This window comes from Devosia sp. 2618, assembly GCF_040546815.1.
In the GTDB taxonomy this organism is placed as follows: Bacteria; Pseudomonadota; Alphaproteobacteria; order Rhizobiales; family Devosiaceae; genus Devosia.
This window is the reverse complement of sequence record NZ_JBEPOO010000001.1, coordinates 1,184,749-1,202,007: the sequence shown is the minus strand read 5'-3', so window position 1 is coordinate 1,202,007 and position 17,259 is coordinate 1,184,749. Positions and strand designations below refer to the sequence as shown.

Genomic DNA, 17,259 nt, shown 5'->3' with positions numbered 1-17,259 from the left:
CTTACCCCAGACTCTAAGGCTGAAAAGCCTTAGAATACGCGGCAGAGTACCTCACCACCAACATTAGCAGCTTTGGCTTCGTGATCGGCCATCACACCCTTTGGGGTGGAGAGGATCGAAACACCGAGGCCGTTAGCTACCTGAGGAATGTTCTTTACGGAAGCATAAACACGACGACCAGGACGCGAAACGCGCTCAATCGTACGAATTACGCCTTCATTGTCCGAATACTTCAGTTCGATTTCGTATTCAGAGGCGCCGTTCTCGAACTTGGTCTCCGAATAGCCGCGGATAAAACCCTCGGACTGGAGCACGTCCAGCACGCGACCACGAAGGGTCGAAGCTGGCGTGGAGACGGAATTCTTGCGACGCATCTGGGCGTTGCGGATACGGGTCAGCATGTCGCCGATTGGATCGGAAAAGCTCATCTTCGGTTCTCCTTACCAGCTCGACTTCACGAGGCCTGGGATCAGACCCAGGTTACCCAGCTGACGCAGAGCGATACGGCTCAGCTTCAGCTTGCGATAGTAGCCACGAGGACGACCCGAGACTTCGCAACGGTTGCGCACGCGAACCTTGGCGGAATTGCGTGGCAGCTCGGCCAGCTTAAGCTGGGCGGCGAAACGCTCATCCATTGGGATCGACTGATCCTTGGTCTGTGCCTTCAAAGCGGCGCGCTTGGCAGCAAACTGCTTAGCGAGCGCAGCGCGCTTGTTGTTCTTAACGATGGAGCTGGTCTTTGCCATATCCTGATCCTTTTTCCCTTCCCTATCCGCTTACGTGCGGAAGGGGAAGTTGAATGCCTTGAGCAACGCGCGAGCTTCATCATCAGACTGCGCGGTCGTAGCGATCACGATGTCCATGCCCCAAACCTGATCGATCTGATCGTAGTTGATTTCGGGGAAAATGATGTGTTCCTTGATGCCCATGGCATAGTTGCCACGACCGTCGAAGGAATTGGGGTTCAGCCCACGGAAGTCACGAACGCGTGGCAGTGCGATGTTCACCAGGCGGTCAAGAAACTCATACATACGAGTCTTGCGCAGAGTGACCTTCACGCCAAGCGGCATGTCTTCACGAACCTTGAAGCCTGCAATCGACTTGCGAGCATAGGTGATCACTGGCTTCTGGCCGGCGATCTTTTCCAGCTCTGCAGCAGCCGACTTGACCTTCTTGGTGTCGTTGACGGCTTCGCCAACGCCCATGTTCAGCACGATCTTGTCGAGCTTAGGCAGCTGCATGACGTTCTTGTAGGAGAACTGCTCCCGCAGAACCTTGCGGATGTTGTCTTCGTACTCAGTACGAAGACGTGGAACGTAAGCTGTCTCAGCCATCGATCGAATCTCCGGTCGACTTGGCGACGCGCGTCTTCACGCCGTCCTTGATCTGGAAACCGACGCGCGATGGCTTGCCATCCTTGTCGGCGATCGCGAGGTTCGACAGGTGAATTGGCGCTTCCTTAGTGAAGATGCCAGCATCGGTCGACGCGGTCTGCTTGGTGTGACGACGGACCAGATTGATACCCTGGACGAGCGCCTTGGTTTCGGTCGGAATGACAGAGAGAACCTGACCGGTCTTGCCCTTGTCCTTGCCAGCCAGGACGACAACTTTGTCGCCCTTCTTAATCTTGGCAGCCATTACAGCACCTCTGGTGCGAGCGAAATGATCTTCATGTGGTTCTTGGCGCGAAGCTCGCGTGGAACTGGTCCGAAGATACGGGTGCCGATTGGTTCTTTCTGATTATTGATCAGAACCGCGGCGTTCTTGTCGAAGCGGATGACGGTGCCATCGGGACGACGGATGTCGAATGCGGTACGAACGACCACGGCCTTCATGACCTGGCCCTTCTTCACGCGACCGCGAGGAATAGCATCCTTCACGGAGACGACGATGATGTCACCGACCGAAGCGTACTTGCGGTGCGAACCGCCAAGTACCTTGATGCACATGACACGCTTCGCGCCGGAATTGTCCGCCACGTCGAGGTTGGACTGCATCTGGATCATGATGCTGCACTTTCCTGCTGGGCCGCACCCTGAACGAGCGTCCAACGCTTGTTCTTGGAGATTGGCGCACATTCTTCGATCCAGACCACCTGCCCGACCTTAGCCAGATTGGCTTCGTCGTGGGCATGGTACTTCTTGGAACGGCGAACAGTCTTCTTCATCACAGGATGCGTGAAGCGGCGCTCAACGCGCACCACGACCGTCTTATCATTGGCGTCGGAGACTACAGTCCCCTGCAAAACGCGCTTTGGCATGGTCGCGGCTCCTTACTTCGCTGCGTTCTTTTCGCCGAGGATCGTCTTGATCCGCGCGATATCGCGGCGGACCTGCTTCACCTGAGCGGGCTTTTCCAACTGCTGGGTAGCGCGCTGGAAACGCAGATTGAACTGTTCTTTCTTGAGGTCGACGAGCTGATCTTTCAGTTCGTCTGCGGTCTTGCTCCGCACATCACTGGCTTTCATGCTCATCGTCCTTAGTCGGCAATGCGGGTAACAACCCGCGTCATGATCGGGAGCTTCATGGCGCCGAGACGCAGAGCTTCCTTGGCAACGTCCTCGGGGACGCCGTCGATCTCGAATACGATGCGGCCTGGCTTAACGCGGGCTGCCCAGTATTCAACCGAGCCCTTACCCTTACCCATACGCACTTCAGTTGGCTTCTTGGAAACCGGCACGTCTGGGAAAATACGGATCCAGACACGGCCCTGACGCTTCATCTCGCGGGTGATCGCGCGGCGAGCCGCTTCGATCTGGCGAGCGGTGACGCGCTCAGGTTCAGTCGCCTTCAAAGCATACTGGCCGAAAGCCAGCTCGGTACCGCCCTTGGCAACGCCATGGATACGGCCCTTGTGAGCCTTGCGGAACTTAGTCTTTTTTGGTTGCAGCATAATGAACTAACCTTCTTATGCGCGTTCGCGATCGCGATCGCCGCGATCTGGGCGGGGACCACGTTCACTGCGTTCCTGGCGCTGACCACCTTCGTTACCTTCGGTAGCGCGGCGCTCGTGTGCAGTGGGATCGTGCTCGAGCACTTCGCCCTTGAACACCCAGACCTTGATACCGATGATGCCGTAGGTCGTCGCGGCTTCAGCTGTACCGTAGTCGATGTCTGCACGCAGGGTGTGCAGCGGAACGCGACCTTCGCGGTACCATTCGGTACGGGCGATATCGGCACCACCAAGACGACCACCAACGTTCACGCGGATGCCGCCTGCGCCCATACGGATCGCAGTCTGCACAGCACGCTTCATGGCGCGACGGAATGCCACACGGCGTTCCAGCTGCTGGGCAATGCCCTGGGCAACCAGCGTCGCGTCGGTTTCCGGCTTGCGCACTTCAACGATGTTGATGTGCACTTCGCTGTCGGTGAACTTCTTCACCTTGGCGCGGATCTTGTCGATGTCTGCGCCCTTCTTGCCGATCACGATGCCTGGACGGGCAGTGTGGATCGACACGCGGCACTTGCGGTGCGGACGCTCGATGACGATCTTGGACACCGCAGCGGCCTTGAGGTCTTCAAGCAGCATGGTGCGGATCTTCAGGTCTTCCTGAAGCAGCGTGCCATACTCGCCCTTATTGGCGTACCAGCGGCTATCCCACGTACGGTTGATGCCGAGGCGGAAGCCGATTGGATTGATCTTCTGGCCCATTATGCGGCCTCCTCAACTTGCCGGACGATGATCGTCAGATGCGAGAATGGCTTCTCGATGCGCGACGACTTACCACGACCGCGAGCCATGAAGCGCTTCATAACAAGCGAATTGCCAACAAAGGCTTCAGCAACGACGAGAGCGTCGGTGTCAAGACCGTGGTTGTTTTCGGCGTTGGCGATGGCGCTCTCAAGCACCTTCTTGACCTGGCCGGAGATGCGCTTGTGGCTGAATTCGAGTTCGGCCAAAGCCTTCTCGACCTTCTTGCCACGGATCAACTGAGCCAGAAGGTTAAGCTTCTGTGGGCTGATGCGCAGCATGCGCAGCACAGCCTTGGCCTCGTTGTCCGCAAGCGCGCGCTGGGTTTTTGGCTTGCCCATCTTACTTCCTCTTGGCCTTCTTGTCGGCCGCATGACCGTAGTAGGTACGGGTCGGTGCGAACTCGCCAAACTTGTGGCCGATCATGTCTTCGGTGACGCTGACCGGAATGTGCTTGTGGCCGTTATGCACGCCGAAGGTGATACCAACGAACTGTGGCAGGACGGTCGAGCGGCGGCTCCAGATCTTGACCACATCGTTGCGGCCAGACGAGAGGGCCTTTTCGGCCTTCTTGAGCATGTAGCCGTCGACAAACGGCCCCTTCCAGATTGAACGGGTCATCGCTTACCTGCCCTTCTTCACGTGACGGCTGCGAACGATGAACTTGTCCGTTGCCTTGTTGCTGCGTGTCTTCTTGCCCTTGGTCGGCTTACCCCATGGGGTAACCGGATGACGGCCACCAGACGTACGGCCTTCACCACCACCATGTGGGTGATCGATCGGGTTCATGGTCACGCCGCGGTTAACGGGCTTGCGACCCAACCAACGGCTACGACCGGCCTTGCCGAGCGAGGTGTTGGAGTGATCCTGGTTCGACACGGCACCGACGGTTGCAAGGCAAGTGCCATGCACACGACGCTGCTCACCCGAGTTCAGGCGAAGGATCGCCCAACCCTGGTCGCGACCGACGTACTGGGCGTAAGCACCAGCCGAACGAGCGACCTGGCCACCCTTGCGGGGCTTCAGTTCGATGTTATGCACGATCGTACCGACCGGCATGCGTTCCAGCGGCATCGCGTTGCCTGGCTTCACGTCGACGGTGTTCATCGACGAGATGACCTTGTCACCAGCCGACAGACGCTGTGGAGCGACGATGTACGCCAGCTCGCCGTCTTCGTACTTGATCAGGGCGATCCAGGCCGTACGGTTGGGATCGTATTCCAGCCGTTCGACAGTACCGACCGCATCAAACTTGACGCGCTTGAAGTCAACCAAACGATAGGTGCGCTTATGACCGCCACCACGATGGAAAACAGTAATACGACCGCGGTTGTTACGACCGCCCGACTTGGAGAGGCCTTCGGTCAAAGTCTTGACCGGCTTGCCCTTCCAGAGTTCCGAACGGTCGGTCGTCACGAGCTGACGACGGCCTTCGGACGTTGGATTGTAAGTTTTAAGAGCCATTTTTTGTCTCTATCCCTTAGAGGCCGGTCGAAATATCGATCGACTGGCCGTCGACGAGGGTCACAACAGCCTTCTTGACGTCGTTGCGCGTGCCAATCTTGCCGCGGAAGCGCTTCACCTTGCCCTTGCGGACCAGGGTGTTCACTGCCTTGACCTTAACCGAAAACAGCTGCTCGACGGCGGCCTTGATATCGGTCTTGTTGGCATCAATCGCCACGTCGAAAACGACCTGGTTATTTTCCGAAGCCATCGTCGACTTTTCAGTCACGACGGGGTTACGGATGATGTCGTAAGCGCTGAGCTTGTTCATGCGAACCTCGCTTCCAGCGCTTCGAGCGCTGCCTTGGTCAGGACGAGCTTGTCACGCTTGAGGATCGAAACAACGTTGATCCCCTGCACAGGCAGCACGTCGATGTGCGGGATGTTACGAGCGGACAGAGCAAAGTTCTGATCCACTGCAGCACCGTCGATGATCAGCGCGTTGGTCCATTCCAGCTTGCCGAAAGTTGCCAGCAGACCAGCGGTCTTGGCTTCCTTCTGGGCAACGCTGTCGATGACGATCAGCGAGCCGGACTTGGCCTTGGACGACAGAGCATGCTTCAGCGCCAGTGCGCGAACCTTCTTTGGAAGGTCGATGGCGTGGCTGCGAGGCGTTGGGCCGAATGCACGACCACCACCACGGAACTGTGGAGCCTTGCGATCGCCATGGCGAGCGCCGCCCGAGCCCTTCTGCTTCACGAACTTCTTGCCGGTGCGCGAGCCTTCCGAACGATGCTTCACGTCATGCGTGCCAGCCATCGCCTTGAGCTGCTGATAACGAACCATGCGGTGCAGGATGTCCTGGCGGACTTCCAGACCGAAGACGTCATCGGCGAGCTGGATCGTACCAGCGGCCTTGCCGTCGAGGGTTGTGACCTTGAGTTCCATTTACTTACCTTCCCCCGCGACATCTGCGGCGGCCTTGAACGAGCCTGGGAAAGCAGCGCCCTGTGGGGCTGGCTTCTTCACAGCATCCTTGATCATGATCCAAGCGCCCTTGGCGCCGGGAACCGAACCCTGGATCAGGATCAGACCACGTTCCACGTCGGTCTTAACGACCTTGACGTTCTGCGTGGTGATGCGACGATCGCCCATGTGGCCCGGCATCTTTTTATTCTTGAAGGTCTTACCTGGGTCCTGACGACCACCGGTAGAACCGATCGAACGGTGCGAAACCGACACGCCGTGCGATGCACGCAGGCCGCCAAAGTTCCAGCGCTTCATGCCGCCGGCAAAGCCCTTACCAATCGAAGTGCCGGTAACGTCTACCAGCTGGCCTTCGAGGAAGTGGTCAGCCTGAAGCGTAGCGCCGACCTCAATGAGGTTGGCTTCATCAACGCGGAATTCCGCGACGTGACGCTTTGGCTCAACCTTGGCAACGGCGAACTGGCCGCGCTCTGCCTTGGTTGTGTTCTTCACTTTGGCCTGGCCTGCGCCAAGCTGCAGTGCGACGTAGCCGTCCTTATCAGCGGTCCGCTGGCCTACCACCTGGCAGTTCTGCAGGCCCAGCACTGTCACTGGAACGTGCGAGCCGTCCTCAGCGAAAATGCGGGTCATGCCCAGCTTCTGTGCGATCAATCCAGAACGCATCGGTTATTACCTTCTATTTGGCGCTGTACCGGGTCATGGTTTCAGAGGACCCTTTTTGCGGTAAGCGCGGAAAACTCAATATTTAGAGCTTGATTTCGACGTCGACGCCGGCTGCGAGATCAAGCTTCATCAGTGCATCCACGGTCTGCGGGGTTGGATCAACGATGTCCAACAGACGCTTGTGGGTGCGAATCTCGAACTGCTCACGCGCCTTCTTATCGATATGTGGCGAGCGGTTCACGGTAAATTTGTCGATTCGCGTCGGAAGCGGGATAGGACCGCGAACCTGCGCGCCCGTACGCTTGGCCGTCGACACGATCTCACGCGTGGAAGCGTCGAGAACGCGATGGTCAAACGCCTTGAGGCGAATGCGAATATTCTGACCGTTCATCTTGTAAATCCTGACGAAAATGGATCGCGGCGCGCGTAAATCCGCGCGCCGCGAATGTCTCAATAAGGCTTACTTCAGGATCTTCGCAACGACGCCGGCGCCGACGGTGCGGCCACCTTCACGGATAGCGAAGCGGAGCTTCTCTTCCATTGCGATCGGAACAATGAGCTGAACGTTCATGTTGATGTTGTCACCAGGCATAACCATTTCCGTGCCTTCTGGCAGGGTCACGATGCCGGTCACGTCCGTGGTACGGAAGTAGAACTGCGGACGGTAGTTGCCGAAGAACGGAGTGTGACGACCGCCTTCTTCCTTGGTGAGGATATAAGCCTCAGCAACGAAGTCGGTGTGTGGAGTCACGGAGCCTGGCTTGCAGAGAACCTGACCGCGCTCAACCTGAGTACGATCGATACCGCGGATCAGTGCGCCAACGTTGTCGCCAGCCTGGCCCGAGTCGAGCAGCTTGCGGAACATTTCAACACCGGTAACGGTGGTCTTCTGAGTTGCCTTGATGCCGACGATTTCGACTTCTTCGCCAACCTTGACGATACCACGCTCAACGCGGCCGGTGACCACAGTACCGCGGCCAGAGATCGAGAACACGTCTTCGATTGGCAGCAGGAATGGCAGGTCAACTGGACGCTCTGGCTGTGGGATGTACGCATCAACAGCGGCCATCAGTTCCAGAACGGCGTCGTGGCCGAGCTTCTTGTCGGAATCTTCAAGAGCAGCGAGAGCCGAACCCTTGATGATTGGGATGTCGTCGCCTGGGAATTCGTACGAGGACAGAAGTTCACGAACTTCCAGCTCAACGAGTTCCAGCAGCTCTGGATCGTCAACCATGTCGCACTTGTTCAGGAACACGACCAGTGCTGGCACGCCAACCTGACGAGCAAGCAGGATGTGCTCACGGGTCTGTGGCATTGGGCCGTCAGCAGCCGAAACGACCAGGATCGCGCCGTCCATCTGGGCAGCGCCGGTGATCATGTTCTTCACATAGTCGGCGTGGCCTGGGCAATCGACGTGTGCGTAGTGACGGTTAGCCGTCTCGTACTCAACGTGCGAAGTGTTGATGGTGATGCCGCGAGCCTTCTCTTCTGGCGCGCTGTCGATCGATGCGTAGTCCTTGAACTGCGCGCCGCCGGTCTCGGCCAGGATCTTGGTGATCGCTGCAGTCAGCGAGGTCTTGCCATGGTCAACGTGACCGATGGTGCCGATGTTGCAGTGAGGCTTATTGCGGGAAAACTTTTCCTTGCCCATCGCTTCTCTCCGTATTCGTTAGCCCTGCGGCCAACCTTGAGTTTCAGTTTCTTGTTTAGGCGTACTTGGCCTGGACTTCGTCGGCAACGGCCTGTGGGACCTGCTCGTAGTGATCGAACGACATCGAGTACTGTGCACGGCCCTGGCTCATCGAGCGGAGGGAGTTCACGTAGCCGAACATGTTCGCCAGAGGTACGAAGGCATTCACGACCTGGAGGATGCCACGGCTTTCTGTGCCCTGGATCTGCCCGCGCCGAGAATTGAGGTCGCCGATGACATCGCCCATGTAGTCTTCCGGGGTGACAACTTCAACCTTCATGATCGGCTCGAGGATCTTCGGAGCCGCCTTGCGGAGGGCTTCGTTGAAACCAGCACGACCAGCGATTTCGAATGCCAGCACGGACGAGTCAACATCGTGGTAAGCGCCTTCAGTCAGCGTCACCTTAACGTCCACGATCGGGAACCCGATCAGCGGACCGGCCGACATGACCGACTTCACGCCCTTTTCGACGCCTGGGATATATTCCTTTGGCACCGAACCACCGACGACGGCGTTCACGAACTCGAGACCCTTGCCCAATTCGCCCGGCTCAACCGAGAGCTTGACGCGAGCAAACTGGCCCGAACCACCCGACTGCTTCTTGTGGGTATAGTCCACATCGGCCTTCTTGGTGATCGTCTCACGATAAGCCACCTGCGGCTGACCGATGTTTGCCTCGACCTTGAACTCGCGACGCATACGGTCGACGAGAATGTCGAGGTGAAGTTCGCCCATGCCCGAAATAATGGTCTGGCCGGATTCTTCATCGGTCTTGACGCGGAAGGATGGATCTTCAGCAGCGAGACGGTTCAGAGCGAGACCCATCTTTTCCTGGTCAGCCTTCGACTTCGGCTCAACCGAAATATCGATAACTGGCTCAGGGAAGATCATCCGCTCAAGGATAACCTGCGAGTTCTGTGGCGTCAGGGTGTCACCGGTGGTGGTGTCCTTGAGACCAACGATAGCCACGATGTCGCCAGCAAAGGCTTCCGTGATCTGCTCGCGGCTGTTTGCGTGCATCTGGAACATGCGGCCAACGCGTTCGCGCTTGCCCTTCACAGTGTTTTCCAGCATCGCGCCCTGCTCGAGGTGACCCGAGTAGATGCGGCAGAACGTCAGCGAACCCATGTGCGGGTCGTTGGCGATCTTGAACGCAAGCATCGAGAGCGGCTCGCTATCGTCAGCATGACGCTCGATTGGCTGTTCGGTCTTGGCATCGATACCCTGGATAGCAGGAACATCGACTGGCGACGGCAGGAAGTCGATCACGCCGTCCAGCAGGGGCTGCACGCCCTTGTTCTTGAACGCCGAGCCTGCATAGACCAGGAAGAACTTAGCGTCGATCACGCCCTGGCGCAGAAGACGACGAATGGTGTCGTTGTTTGGCAGTTCGCCACCGAGGTAAGCTTCCATCGCTGCATCGTCGAGCTCGACGGCTGCTTCGATCATGGCTTCGCGGTACTTGGCTGCTTTTTCCTTGAGGTCTTCAGGGATCTCAACGACGTCCCAGGCAGCGCCCAGCTCTTCGTTATGCCAGATCAGCGCGTTCATTTCGATCAGATCGACAACGCCCTTGAATTCCGTTTCGGCACCGATTGGCAGCTGCACTGGAACGCCCTTGGCACCCAGACGCGAGCCGATCATTTCGACGCACCGGTAGAAGTCAGCACCGATCTTGTCCATCTTGTTGACGAAGATCAGACGAGGAACATGGTACTTGTCAGCCTGGCGCCAGACGGTTTCCGTCTGAGGCTCAACGCCGGCGTTGGCATCGAGCAGAGCAACGGCACCGTCAAGCACGCGCAGCGAACGCTCAACTTCAATAGTGAAGTCCACGTGGCCGGGGGTGTCGATGATGTTGAAGCGGTGCTGCACGCCATCACGCGACTTCCACGACGTCGTCGTAGCAGCCGAAGTAATGGTGATGCCGCGTTCCTGCTCCTGCTCCATCCAGTCCATGGTCGAAGCACCATCATGGGTCTCGCCCATCTTATGGTTCTTGCCCGTATAGTACAGGATGCGCTCGGTCGTGGTCGTCTTGCCAGCATCGATGTGAGCCATGATGCCGAAGTTACGATAGAGATTAATGGCTGTTTCGCGTGCCATGAGGTGCTCCTACTACCAGCGGTAGTGCGAGAAGGCACGGTTGGCATCAGCCATACGGTGCGTATCTTCGCGCTTCTTGACAGCCTGGCCACGGCCATTGAGAGCATCCATGAGCTCGCCCGAAAGGCGCTCACGCATGGTGTTCTCGCCGCGCTTGCGGGCAGACTCGATGAGCCAGCGAATGGCCAGAGCCTGCTGACGATCAGCACGGACTTCAACCGGAACCTGGTAGGTGGCGCCGCCAACACGACGCGAACGAACTTCAACCGCTGGGCGGATGTTGTCGAGCGCGGTGTGGAACACCGTGATTGGGTCCTGCTTGGACTTGGCTTCGACGATGTCGAAAGCACCGTAAACGATGTTTTCAGCAGCCGACTTCTTGCCGTCCTTCATGAGCGAGTTCATGAACTTGGTAAGGACCAGATCGCCGAACTTAGCGTCCGGAATAACGTCGCGTTTTTCAGCGCGGTGACGACGGGACATATTTCGATCTCCTTACTTCGGACGCTTCGCGCCGTACTTCGAACGGCGTTGCTTGCGGTCCTTGACGCTCTGCGTGTCGAGAACGCCGCGGAGCACGTGGTAACGAACGCCCGGCAAGTCGCGAACGCGGCCGCCACGGATCAGGACCACGGAGTGCTCCTGCAGGTTGTGACCTTCACCTGGAATGTACGAAATCACTTCGCGCTGGTTGGTCAGGCGAACCTTGGCAACCTTACGCAGAGCCGAGTTCGGCTTCTTAGGGGTAGTCGTGTACACACGAGAGCATACGCCGCGCTTCTGCGGGTTAGCTTCCATGGCCGGAACCTTGTTCCGCTTTGGCTTGCTGGCGCGTGGTTTGCGGATCAGCTGATTAATGGTGGGCATTTCGCTCTTTCCATCGTCCAAAATTCATTGCGGTCTAGCTAAGCAAACCAAAACGGCGCTCATCCGACCTCTACAAGAGAGTACGGCGGCGCCTTAATTGCAGCGGACCACCTGCTTAACGCGGGCAGTCATGCGCACAAGGATTTGCTTCGTCTAGTTACCCGACAGTGTGTTTGAGTGTCCTGGATTCCCGCACAAGATGGCAGGGACCCGGTGTGACATTCACGACCGACCGCTTAGGTAGGCGCTGTTTAGAACCGACTCGCCCGGGCGTCAAGGATTCTTTCGTGAAAAAGCCGCGAGGTAGCCATGCAGAGGCTTGCAATAGCTTTACGCTGATGCATGGGCGAGGAGTAACTTATCCCCTACCCTCCTGTTTCAATTTGGCACGTGAGCGCTGGTCGCGACTCTCTATATGTGTAGGATCACACCCGAGGGGCACTCAACCAATGACCAGCCGACCTCCCGTCGGGAAGGAGAATAGAATGAAATTCAGCACGATGATCGCAGGCGCCGCCCTTGCCGCGACCCTCTCGGCTCCCTCGCAGGCCCAAACGATGCTCACCGGCTCCGATACCGGCGAAATTCTCAGCATCGCGCGCGGCTATGGCAAGGCAGAACTCACCAAGCAAAGCAACGGCGACCCGCAGATTTCGGGAAATATGGACGGCCTCGACTACCATATTTTCTTCCAGAACTGCACCAAGAACAAACGATGCGAAGATATCAACTTCTATATCGGCTTCCTCGACAACAAGCCCTCCCTTGAAGATATAAACGACTGGAACAGGAACAAGCGTTTCAGCCGAGCCTATCTTGATAGCGATGATGATGCGTGCGTCGAGATGGATCTGGACCTCGTCCAGGGTGTCAGTGCCAAGTATCTGGAGTCCCAGTTCGACCTTTGGGAACAGATCGTGCACCAGTTTTCCGAACACATTGGCTACTAAGCGCCAAACTTATCGCCGTATTTGCAAAGGGGCCATATCGGCCCCTTTCTTGTTTGCACCAGTACTCGGAACGTCCACCTATTTGACGATGAGAACTGGAACCGTCGAATGCGCCAGCACCTTGGTAGCCTGGCTACCCAGCAACAAACGGTTGAGACCGGAGTGGCCATGCGATCCCATGACGATCAGGTCGGCCCCGAGCTGCTTGGCAGTTTCGATAATGCCGTCGGCCGGCGATGCGTTTTGGAAATGCACACTTTTGCTGATCGCTATACCGGATGCCACCTTGGCCTGCGCGAAGATCTTGGACGCGGCCGCATCATTGGCGGCGTGGATCTGGTCAAACACATTGGGAGGAACACTCCAGCCAATTTCGGCCGCAGCAAAAGTCGGTGGCGGCGATGACACCGTGACAACCGAAAGCGATGCACCCAGCGCCTTAGCGATGGCGCCTGCCTGAACGACAGCACGCTTGGCCAGTTCCGATCCGTCACTTGCAACCAGGATTGTCTTATATGTCATCGCTTGATCTCTCGCTGGGTGGGGTCCAAGTCTGACTAACATCGCCCTGCACAAGCGAGCAATGATTGGGATCAAACCAAGCGCACAGACCAAAAAGAAAGGGAGCCTTTCGGCCCCCTTCCATCATTCAATATTGTAACGAGCCTTACTCGGCAGCAGGTGCTGCGATCTGGACCGTGTTCGCCTGACGGCGACGTTCGTCCAGGATCAGGTCGTCGCGCTTGGTCGCGATCAGCTTGGCCGAGGAGATGCCTGCGCCAGTTCCGGCTGGGATCAGACGACCGACGATCACGTTTTCCTTCAGGCCTTCGAGCAGATCGGCCTTGCCGGAAATCGCCGCTTCCGTGAGGACGCGGGTGGTTTCCTGGAACGAAGCAGCCGAGATGAACGAACGGGTCTGCAGCGATGCCTTGGTGATACCGAGCAGAACGGGGTTAGCCGTCGCGGGCTTCTTGCCATCGGCAATCAGCGCGTCGTTGAGTTCGTCAAAGTCCAGCTTGTCGAGCTGCTCATCCTTGAGCAGGCCGGTTTCACCTGGATCCACGATCTCGACCTTCTGCAGCATCTGGCGAACGATCACCTCGATGTGCTTGTCGTTAATCAACACGCCCTGCAGACGATAGACTTCCTGGATTTCGTTGACGAGGTAACGAGCAAGCTCTTCCACGCCCTTGATTGCCAGAATGTCGTGCGGCGCTGGGTTGCCGTCGAGGATATATTCACCCTTTTCAATAGCATCGCCTTCCTGGAGGTGGAATGGCTTGCCCTTGGGGATCAGATACTCGACTGGGTCGGCACCTTCTTCGTGTGGCTCGATGATGACGCGGCGCTTGTTCTTGTAGTCGCGACCAAAGCGAATGGTACCATCGATCTCGGCGATGATGGCGTGATCCTTCGGACGACGGGCTTCGAACAGTTCCGCCACGCGCGGCAGACCGCCCGTGATGTCCTTGGTCTTGGCGCTTTCCAGAGGAATACGCGCCAGCACGTCACCGGGCGATACTTTCTCGCCTGGCTCAACCGCAATAACGGCGTCCACAGACAGCAGGTAACGGGCGTCGCCACCACGTTCCACCTTCTGAACTGCACCGCCACGTGCGATCGCCAGAGCCGGCTTGAGGCCCTCGCCACGCTGGTTGGTGCGCCAGTCGATGATAACGCGCTTGGTGAAGCCGGTCGCTTCGTCGGTGTTTTCCGCAACGGAGACACCATCGACCAGATCTTCGAACACGACCTCGCCCTCGACCTCGGCCAGAACTGGACGGGTGTAGGGGTCCCATTCAGCCAGACGCTGACCGCGACGAACGCTTTCACCTTCCTTGACCAGCAGCTTGGAGCCATACGTCACCTTGTGGGTGGCGCGTTCCTTGCCTTCAGCGTCCAGAATTGCGAGCGACACGTTACGGGCCATGACGACCAGCTTGCCGCCTTCAACAGCCACCACGTTCGGGTTGCGGATGGCGATCTTGCCTTCAGCACCGGATTCGAGGAACGAGCTGTCAACCACCTGAGCCGTGCCACCAATGTGGAACGTACGCATGGTCAACTGGGTACCGGGTTCACCGATCGACTGTGCGGCGATAACGCCCACAGCTTCACCCATGTTCACGGGAGTACCGCGAGCAAGGTCACGACCATAGCAGGCCGCGCAGGTGCCCTGGCGCATGTCGCAGGTCAGCGGCGAACGGATACGGATCGACTGGATCCGGGCGTCCTCGATGACGTCGATATGCTTTTCTTCCAGCAGCGTGTTCTTGGCAGCAATAAGGTCGCCCGTCAGCGGATGGAAAATGTCATCCGCAGCGGTACGGCCGAGCACGCGCTGACCAATCGAAGCAACGATCTGGCCGGCATCGACGATGGGTTCCATCGTCAGGCCGCGTTCGGTGCCGCAGTCGGTCGACACGATGATCGCGTCCTGTGCCACGTCCACGAGACGGCGCGTCAGGTAACCCGAGTTCGCGGTCTTCAGCGCCGTATCCGCGAGACCCTTACGGGCACCGTGGGTGGAGTTGAAGTACTCGAGAACGTTGAGGCCTTCCTTGAAGTTAGCCGTAATCGGGGTCTCGATGATCGAACCATCCGGACGAGCCATCAGGCCGCGCATACCGGCAAGCTGCTTCATCTGGGCTGGCGAACCACGGGCACCCGAGTGAGACATCATGTAGACGGAGTTGATCGGCTTCTGACGACCGGTCTCCTTGTCGATCTGCACGGTGCGGATCGCGTCCATCATCTCTTCGGCGACCTTGTCACCACACTTGGCCCAGGCGTCGACAACCTTGTTGTACTTTTCGCCCTGAGTGATCAGGCCGTCATTGTACTGCTGTTCGAACTCTTCGACCTGCTTACGGGCAGCTTCCACGATCGTGTACTTGGACGCTGGGATAACCATGTCGTCCTTGCCGAACGAGATGCCGGCATCGCACGCATTCTTGAAGCCAAGCTGCATGACGCGGTCACAGAAAATGACGGTCTCTTTCTGACCGCAGCCACGGTAAACCGTGTCGATCATCTTCGAGATCATCTTCTTGGTCATCAGCTGGTTTGCCGTAGCAAATGGCACAGCCGGGTTCTTCGGCAGGATCTGACCGATCAGCATGCGACCTGGAGTGGTCTCAACGATCTCGGTGATTTCCTTGCCGTTTTCGTCCCAGGACGTGACGCGGCCTTTGATCTTGGTGTGGAGCGTGACGATCTTGTTGTCGAGCGCGTGCTCGAGTTCCGCGTAGGAACTGAACGCCATGCCTTCACCGGGCTCCTTGTCGTTCATCAACGACAGATAGTAGAGGCCCAGAACAATATCCTGCGACGGCACAATGATCGGCTGACCATTGGCTGGGTGCAGAATGTTGTTGGTCGACATCATCAGAACGCGGGCTTCCAGCTGCGCTTCAAGCGACAGTGGAACGTGCACCGCCATCTGGTCACCGTCGAAGTCGGCGTTGAAAGCCGAACAGACGAGCGGATGCAGACGGATTGCCTTGCCTTCGATCAGGATTGGCTCGAACGCCTGGATCCCCAGACGGTGAAGGGTCGGAGCGCGGTTCAGTAGAACCGGGTGCTCGCGGATCACTTCATCAAGGATATCCCAGACTTCTGGCTTTTCCTTCTCGACCAGCTTCTTGGCCTGCTTCACCGTCGAGCTGAAGCCCTTGGCTTCGAGGCGCGAGTAGATGAACGGCTTGAACAGCTCGAGAGCCATCTTCTTTGGAAGACCGCACTGATGCAGCTTGAGGTTCGGACCCACGGTAATAACCGAACGACCCGAATAGTCGACGCGCTTGCCGAGCAAGTTCTGACGGAAGCGGCCCTGTTTGCCCTTGAGCATGTCGGACAGCGACTTGAGCGGACGCTTGTTGGCACCGGTGATGGTGCGGCCACGGCGACCGTTGTCGAACAGCGCGTCCACAGCTTCCTGCAGCATGCGCTTTTCGTTGCGGATGATGATGTCTGGAGCGCGCAGTTCGATCAGGCGCTTCAGGCGGTTGTTGCGGTTGATCACGCGACGATAGAGGTCGTTCAGATCGGACGTGGCAAAGCGGCCACCATCCAGCGGCACCAGGGGGCGCAGCTCGGGTGGGATAACCGGAATGACGGTCATGATCATCCATTCAGGCTTGTTGCCCGAAACGATGAACTGCTCGACGATCTTGAGGCGCTTGGCCAGCTTCTTTGGCTTCAGTTCGGTGGTCGACTCGGCGATTTCCACGCGCAGGTCGGCCGCGATCTTTTCGAGATCGAGAGCCAGCAGGATGTCACGGATAGCCTCGGCGCCAATCTTGGCGGTGAAGCTGTCGGCACCGTATTCGTCCTGTGCATCGAGGAACTGCTCTTCGGTCAGCAGCTCGTGCTGGGTGAAGGGCGTCAGGCCTGCATCGAGAACAACGTAGTTTTCGAAGTACAGGATGCGTTCGATGTCCTTCAGCGTCATATCGAGCAGCAGCGCGATACGCGATGGAAGCGACTTCAGGAACCAGATGTGAGCAACTGGAGCGGCCAATTCGATGTGGCCCATGCGCTCGCGACGAACGCGGCTCAGGGTGACTTCAACACCGCACTTCTCGCAGATGACGCCCTTGAACTTCATGCGCTTGTACTTGCCGCACAGGCACTCATAGTCCTTTACGGGGCCAAAGATACGCGCGCAGAACAGACCATCGCGTTCGGGCTTGAACGTACGATAGTTGATGGTTTCTGGCTTTTTGATCTCGCCATAGGACCAGCTGAGGATCTTCTCGGGCGAAGCGATCGAGATTTTCATCTGATCGAAGGTCTGCACCGGGACAGCCGGGTTGAACGGGTCCATGACGTGGGAATGATGGTTCATCAATTCT

General features: G+C 57.8%; 23 protein-coding genes. 1 reads left to right on the top strand and 22 read right to left on the bottom strand.

Going from position 1 to position 17,259, the window contains the following annotated elements; translation table 11 throughout:
• Window positions 1-29: 29 nt before the first annotated feature.
• From rpsH to rpsL, 20 genes are all read right to left on the bottom strand, one after another.
• Window positions 30-428, bottom strand: coding sequence for a 30S ribosomal protein S8 (gene rpsH, locus ABIE28_RS06055; RefSeq protein WP_201653384.1), 399 nt, complete (start codon window positions 426-428; stop codon window positions 30-32).
• 12 nt (window positions 429-440) lie between these two features.
• Window positions 441-746, bottom strand: coding sequence for a 30S ribosomal protein S14 (gene rpsN / locus ABIE28_RS06050; protein ID WP_354061062.1), 306 nt, complete (start codon window positions 744-746; stop codon window positions 441-443).
• Between the two features lie 30 nt (window positions 747-776).
• Complete coding sequence (gene rplE / locus ABIE28_RS06045; RefSeq protein ID WP_354061060.1) at window positions 777-1,334, bottom strand: 50S ribosomal protein L5; 558 nt, start codon at window positions 1,332-1,334, stop codon at window positions 777-779.
• Window positions 1,327-1,638: a 50S ribosomal protein L24 gene (gene rplX / locus ABIE28_RS06040; protein WP_035102637.1), complete on the bottom strand. Its 312-nt coding sequence runs from the start codon at window positions 1,636-1,638 to the stop codon at window positions 1,327-1,329. The genes rplE and rplX overlap by 8 nt, the downstream gene beginning before the upstream one ends.
• Window positions 1,638-2,006: a 50S ribosomal protein L14 gene (rplN, locus tag ABIE28_RS06035; RefSeq protein ID WP_046138380.1), complete on the bottom strand. Its 369-nt coding sequence runs from the start codon at window positions 2,004-2,006 to the stop codon at window positions 1,638-1,640. The genes rplX and rplN overlap by 1 nt, the downstream gene beginning before the upstream one ends.
• Entirely contained in the window at window positions 2,003-2,260 is a 258-nt protein-coding gene (gene rpsQ, locus ABIE28_RS06030; RefSeq protein WP_354061057.1) for a 30S ribosomal protein S17, read from the bottom strand. The genes rplN and rpsQ overlap by 4 nt, the downstream gene beginning before the upstream one ends.
• 12 nt (window positions 2,261-2,272) lie before the next feature.
• The gene (gene rpmC / locus ABIE28_RS06025; protein ID WP_046141103.1) at window positions 2,273-2,467 is read right to left on the bottom strand and encodes a 50S ribosomal protein L29; all 195 of its coding nucleotides are present in this window, start codon (window positions 2,465-2,467) and stop codon (window positions 2,273-2,275) included.
• 11 nt (window positions 2,468-2,478) lie between these two features.
• A complete protein-coding gene (gene rplP / locus ABIE28_RS06020) occupies window positions 2,479-2,892 on the bottom strand; it encodes a 50S ribosomal protein L16 (protein WP_146289254.1) in 414 nt (137 codons plus the stop codon).
• 15 nt (window positions 2,893-2,907) lie between these two features.
• Window positions 2,908-3,654, bottom strand: coding sequence for a 30S ribosomal protein S3 (gene rpsC / locus ABIE28_RS06015; RefSeq protein ID WP_354061054.1), 747 nt, complete (start codon window positions 3,652-3,654; stop codon window positions 2,908-2,910).
• Complete coding sequence (gene rplV, locus ABIE28_RS06010) at window positions 3,654-4,034, bottom strand: 50S ribosomal protein L22 (protein WP_354061052.1); 381 nt, start codon at window positions 4,032-4,034, stop codon at window positions 3,654-3,656. The genes rpsC and rplV overlap by 1 nt, the downstream gene beginning before the upstream one ends.
• Before the next feature lies 1 nt (window position 4,035).
• Window positions 4,036-4,314, bottom strand: a complete 279-nt coding sequence (gene rpsS, locus ABIE28_RS06005) for a 30S ribosomal protein S19 (protein ID WP_354061050.1) — start codon at window positions 4,312-4,314, stop codon at window positions 4,036-4,038.
• Between the two features lie 3 nt (window positions 4,315-4,317).
• Entirely contained in the window at window positions 4,318-5,157 is an 840-nt protein-coding gene (gene rplB / locus ABIE28_RS06000) for a 50S ribosomal protein L2 (RefSeq protein WP_354061048.1), read from the bottom strand.
• A gap of 16 nt (window positions 5,158-5,173) precedes the next feature.
• Window positions 5,174-5,467 carry a 50S ribosomal protein L23 gene (locus ABIE28_RS05995; protein ID WP_354061046.1) on the bottom strand — a complete coding sequence of 98 codons (294 nt, stop codon included), beginning with the start codon at window positions 5,465-5,467 and terminating at the stop codon, window positions 5,174-5,176.
• Entirely contained in the window at window positions 5,464-6,084 is a 621-nt protein-coding gene (gene rplD / locus ABIE28_RS05990) for a 50S ribosomal protein L4 (protein ID WP_354061044.1), read from the bottom strand. Before rplD ends, ABIE28_RS05995 begins: the two co-directional genes overlap by 4 nt.
• A complete protein-coding gene (gene rplC, locus ABIE28_RS05985) occupies window positions 6,085-6,786 on the bottom strand; it encodes a 50S ribosomal protein L3 (RefSeq protein ID WP_354061042.1) in 702 nt (233 codons plus the stop codon).
• Between the two features lie 82 nt (window positions 6,787-6,868).
• Window positions 6,869-7,177 carry a 30S ribosomal protein S10 gene (gene rpsJ / locus ABIE28_RS05980; RefSeq protein ID WP_035102617.1) on the bottom strand — a complete coding sequence of 103 codons (309 nt, stop codon included), beginning with the start codon at window positions 7,175-7,177 and terminating at the stop codon, window positions 6,869-6,871.
• 69 nt (window positions 7,178-7,246) lie between these two features.
• On the bottom strand, window positions 7,247-8,437 hold the full coding sequence (gene tuf / locus ABIE28_RS05975; RefSeq protein WP_354061040.1) for an elongation factor Tu: 1,191 nt from the start codon (window positions 8,435-8,437) through the stop codon (window positions 7,247-7,249).
• A 55-nt stretch (window positions 8,438-8,492) separates the two neighbouring features.
• A complete protein-coding gene (fusA, locus tag ABIE28_RS05970; RefSeq protein WP_354061038.1) occupies window positions 8,493-10,583 on the bottom strand; it encodes an elongation factor G in 2,091 nt (696 codons plus the stop codon).
• A 12-nt stretch (window positions 10,584-10,595) separates the two neighbouring features.
• Window positions 10,596-11,066, bottom strand: coding sequence for a 30S ribosomal protein S7 (rpsG, locus tag ABIE28_RS05965; RefSeq protein ID WP_354061036.1), 471 nt, complete (start codon window positions 11,064-11,066; stop codon window positions 10,596-10,598).
• A gap of 12 nt (window positions 11,067-11,078) precedes the next feature.
• Window positions 11,079-11,450, bottom strand: coding sequence for a 30S ribosomal protein S12 (rpsL, locus tag ABIE28_RS05960; protein WP_035080811.1), 372 nt, complete (start codon window positions 11,448-11,450; stop codon window positions 11,079-11,081).
• A 485-nt stretch (window positions 11,451-11,935) separates the two neighbouring features.
• Here rpsL and ABIE28_RS05955 point away from each other — a divergent pair, with 485 nt between their 5' ends.
• Complete coding sequence (locus ABIE28_RS05955) at window positions 11,936-12,400, top strand: YbjN domain-containing protein (protein WP_354061033.1); 465 nt, start codon at window positions 11,936-11,938, stop codon at window positions 12,398-12,400.
• Window positions 12,401-12,478: 78 nt separating this feature from the next.
• Here the strand turns inward: ABIE28_RS05955 and ABIE28_RS05950 are convergent, their stop codons facing one another.
• Both ABIE28_RS05950 and rpoC read right to left on the bottom strand, forming a co-directional pair.
• Window positions 12,479-12,922: a universal stress protein gene (locus tag ABIE28_RS05950; protein WP_354061031.1), complete on the bottom strand. Its 444-nt coding sequence runs from the start codon at window positions 12,920-12,922 to the stop codon at window positions 12,479-12,481.
• A gap of 145 nt (window positions 12,923-13,067) precedes the next feature.
• Complete coding sequence (gene rpoC, locus ABIE28_RS05945) at window positions 13,068-17,252, bottom strand: DNA-directed RNA polymerase subunit beta' (RefSeq protein WP_354061029.1); 4,185 nt, start codon at window positions 17,250-17,252, stop codon at window positions 13,068-13,070.
• Between the last annotated feature and the right edge of the window lie 7 nt (window positions 17,253-17,259).